Source organism: Undibacterium sp. 5I2, assembly GCF_035019605.1.
In the GTDB taxonomy this organism is placed as follows: Bacteria; Pseudomonadota; Gammaproteobacteria; order Burkholderiales; family Burkholderiaceae_D; genus Undibacterium.
In genome coordinates this window covers 1-3,822 of sequence record NZ_JASJVS010000118.1, presented here as the reverse complement: position 1 = coordinate 3,822, position 3,822 = coordinate 1, and the positions used below count along the sequence as shown (strand labels likewise).

The window sequence follows — 3,822 nt, the reverse complement described above, 5'->3', positions numbered from 1 at the left end:
GGTAATGATACCGACTCACTACCCTTTTGCGACAGCCTCTTTTGGCCGGTGAGCGACGAAGGAGCGACCCGATGGGAAGGGATGCAAACCCCTTCCAGAGGCTTTTCCATCGTCGCTTGCGACGATCCATTGAGTTGTTTGTTAAGAAAGCGGCTCAAGGCACTGAGACTCGCGAGCGGGGTCACATAAACGTGTACGCCCAAGAAAATTGAGTTTGATACGCCGTACATTTTTGCCCAGGGAAAAAGAAATACTGCCAGCCTGAGCCTGGTCGGTGTTCAATCGGGTGCAACTGCGACCATTCGCAGCGTAAGATAAGTACGCTGAACTCGCATCGGTAAAGCGGCTGGCGATATGCACTTCGCTAGCCGCCTGCTGAAAAAAAATATGTTCACCAGCATCGAAGCGTCCATTATGATTCTCATCGATGAATATCAGCCAACCCGTGCCCCAGTTACGCCCATCGCTCGCCGCCAAAGTCACCTTACTGCCACGCTGGCGAGCCAGTGTACGGGTCAGATGGATGGCTTGCAAAAAGTGATGGCTAACACTGTTGAGTTGGTAACGTTGACGCAATTCCATCAAACTCGGCGCGGCCAGACTCAGGGCCAGACTGGCCAAGGCCAGCCCGAACAATACGCCGGTCAGACCACGACCGCCGCGCTGCGAAGCGTATTCTTGATCTACCAACATTGCTGCCGGCTGCCGTGGCCGCTGTAGCTGTGCTTGCCACGGCTATCAAGCAGCAATTGCCCGCATACGGGATCGCTAAAATGTTGATCAACGCTTTTTGCGCCCGGCACCGCATGCAATTCTATGCAGCGCGTCGCCGCCTCGCCGGCGCAGGCTTGGGCTTGTAATTGGTAAGCGCTGCGCGCAGCAGAGAGCCCGGAATACCAAATGAAGGGGCTCGGTGCCGGTGCCTCGGCCCAAGTCTGATAAGCTTGTTGTGCGGTGAAATAGTTCTCTTGTTGCTGCATCAATTTCAGCAAGGCCACCTTGCCTTCATGCCGTTTCACCGCCACGATATGTTCATGGTAGGCAGACATGGCATAGACAGTCAGCACCGCGAGGATGCACAGGCAAAATACCAATTCGAGCAAGGTCCAGCCGAGCCTGCCCGATTCAGGAAGTACGACGTACGATGGCATCGCGCAGCTCCTCATAATTATCAACCGTACGCCAGCTTAAGCGGCGACTATGCTCGCGCTGGCTACTCTTGCGATACACCGTTTGCAAGACGATACGGGTGGCGTGATCAAACCCGAAACCGATTGCCGTGACGCGATAAACTAAGCGCCGCCGCGTAGTGCTGAGTGGTTTGGCATGCGGATCGGGCAAAGCTTCGATCAGGTAACGTGGCGCTTGGGAGGAAACAGCGGCCACCCCCTGGAGCGGCGGTTTGCCGGTGAAACGGCCGAACTCTACGCTGACACCATCAGCGCCGGCGTCAGCCAAATTCAGTCGTAACCAAGCTGTAGCGCTCGCCGCAGTGGCACTGCAAATTCCTTGCTTAGCCGCGCCGATGCCACGGCCGCATTCACTCTTGGGTGTCAACTCGGCTTCGACCGGAAACAAAGCCGCACGGGCACCGCCAGCCGGCGGGTCGATATCGATTTCGGCGTCGTTGAGTGCGGCATCCGCGGCGAGAAAAGCCGCATATCGATCGCGTTCGGCACGCGCCGCTTGCTGGGCATGCCAAGCTTGCGTGGCAGCGGAAAAACTCAATAGCGAAATAATGATCAACACAAGTAAGGCAAGCACGAGCACCACGCCTTGCAGGTGCGTGCGCCCTTGGGCAATTTCACAAGCAGGCAAATGCTGGCGAAGACGGCGGCGGCGCATAGAGACCTCTCAATATCATGGCGTCAGTGCGCCGCTTGCCAGCGCCTCGACTGGTGCTGAAAAATTACGCAAGGGCAGCGTGATTGATACGATACGGCGTAGCCGCTGCCGCTGTGCCGGTGCCAAGTCAGGGCTTGACACGGTGCTACCACGATCGGCGGCACCGCAGCATTGCGCATAGTCGCTACCGAATAAATCGTAGTCGCGCGCCGCTTCGTGCCTGCCGTCGCCGTCGCCACGACTATTACCGCTGATGAGCATAGCGATGCGCACGGCGCGCACAGCGTGCCAGTGACTGCCGCGCGCCGTACGCGCTTGGCTTGGCACTGGCGCTGCGGCGTCAAGCTGATTGACCATGCTGGCATTGAGCCATTGCCAAGCCGCGCCGCGCCCTGAGCTATCGAGCGCATACAATATTTGGAACGCGTCTACCCCCGAGATCATGGCCTGAACTTGCCAATTATCGCGTCCGCCTGCGGCCGAGTACGTTCGATATTTACACATGAGCTCGTGGTGTTGGTCAGCGCTGACGACCACGTAGTAAATACTCACCGCGTCTACCCCGCTGGGTGAGGCGCTGCCATTACAGGGGGCCATCGCAGCAGCAGCATGAAATCGCAGCGCTAATACGTCGCTGAACTTGGCGGCCTTTGCCTGAGCCACACTTAGCTCGGGAGCTAAATCATCACGACTGCCGGCATCAAGGCCACTGACGGCGAGCAGACCCTCGCTGTCGTCAGTAACAGTTGACGCCACCGTAGAAAATGGATCGACATAAGCGGCTTGCCGCAATTGCTGGGAAAAATGCGCGAGTACAAAACGGGCCGTGTCGTCGATGTCTTGCAAATCAGTTTGCGTCTGAAATTGCGCTTGCACAGCGTTGAGCAAGGTCAGTAAGCTCATCGTGATGGCAAGGCCCAAGCTGAGTGCTAACATCGTTTCGACTACCCCAAAGCCCTGCACGGCAAACCGCGCTTTGCCGCTGCGGCGATCGCTGTATCCTATGCCGTGCGCCATCATGGTACACCTGCGTAGCTCAATACGGCGACCACCACCTCCGGTGTGGACGTCGCGGCCGCACCGGCGGCGGGCAAGGCAAGCTTGCGTTGCCACGCCAATTTGATGACGAAAGGCGCATCAACTTGGTCTTGGCAGTTCCAGCGGGCGCTCGTGTCGGCGGCGGCATCACGACAAATGACGACGCGTGCACCGGGCAAAGTAGTATCAACATGTTCTAACCAGTGAGCAGAAAATGCACGCACAAATTCTGCTGCACTACAATGCGCAGCAAGGCCGTAACAATGATTAGACGCTTGGCCACGAACAGCGCTGTCGGGTTCGAGTCGCACGTCTGTGTAGATGGCTGCCAGGTCGGGCGGCATCTGCTGCAATATTTGACTCGCCTGCATGTGATCGGCCATTTCGCTGGCCAAGGCGACGGCGAGTGAGTGATAGGCGCTGTCTTGAACGCTGCGAAGCGCCGCCAGTTGCAGCGCCATGGCACCGAGCACCCCGATGGCCGAGATGGCGGCGGCAACCAAGACTTCCAGTAATGAAAACGCGCATTGATGGTTTAGACACATGATGTCTCAAACAGTAGGAAAACGAACTGTTCTTATTGTAAGCATCGCGCCAGCGCGTGAAAGACCGTTCGTCAGATCTGCTTGGTCGATGGGCGAAATATACAAGTTTTCCTGGTATCAGCTGTCGTTTATCAGATGTGCGCGTAAAATTGGGCGGCTGGGTGGACGCGTAATCGACCTGGCATGCTCTCGCCTCGTCGTTCCTGCGTAGGCAGGAATCCAGTGGCACGTCAGTGCCTTCAGGGTGGAAACGTCGAACAAGGGCAATTTCTTAAATGCCGAATTGAGCGCTTGAGCACGCCACAAACCGTTTGCGCAAAAGCAAAACCCCCGCTCTCACAAGAGAACGGGGGCATGCAGAATAGAAGCCTGACGATAACCTACTTTCACACTG

At 57.1% G+C, this 3,822-nt stretch carries 5 protein-coding genes; all 5 read right to left on the bottom strand.

The genetic code is table 11. From position 1 onward, the window contains the following. Positions 1–141 precede the first annotated feature (141 nt). Genes QN359_RS19500 through pilV form a run of 5 tightly spaced genes read right to left on the bottom strand, consistent with a single transcriptional unit; the run spans position 142 to position 3,428 of the window. Positions 142–693 carry a GspH/FimT family protein gene (locus tag QN359_RS19500; RefSeq protein ID WP_322247539.1) on the bottom strand — a complete coding sequence of 184 codons (552 nt, stop codon included), beginning with the start codon at positions 691–693 and terminating at the stop codon, positions 142–144. Next, on the bottom strand, positions 684–1,151 hold the full coding sequence (locus tag QN359_RS19495) for a type II secretion system protein (RefSeq protein WP_322247538.1): 468 nt from the start codon (positions 1,149–1,151) through the stop codon (positions 684–686). The genes QN359_RS19500 and QN359_RS19495 overlap by 10 nt, the downstream gene beginning before the upstream one ends. Further along, a complete protein-coding gene (locus QN359_RS19490; protein ID WP_322247537.1) occupies positions 1,126–1,845 on the bottom strand; it encodes a pilus assembly protein in 720 nt (239 codons plus the stop codon). Before QN359_RS19490 ends, QN359_RS19495 begins: the two co-directional genes overlap by 26 nt. A gap of 15 nt (positions 1,846–1,860) precedes the next feature. Next, entirely contained in the window at positions 1,861–2,865 is a 1,005-nt protein-coding gene (locus QN359_RS19485) for a PilW family protein (RefSeq protein WP_322247536.1), read from the bottom strand. After that, positions 2,862–3,428, bottom strand: coding sequence for a type IV pilus modification protein PilV (gene pilV, locus QN359_RS19480; protein WP_322247535.1), 567 nt, complete (start codon positions 3,426–3,428; stop codon positions 2,862–2,864). Before pilV ends, QN359_RS19485 begins: the two co-directional genes overlap by 4 nt. Positions 3,429–3,822 lie beyond the last annotated feature (394 nt).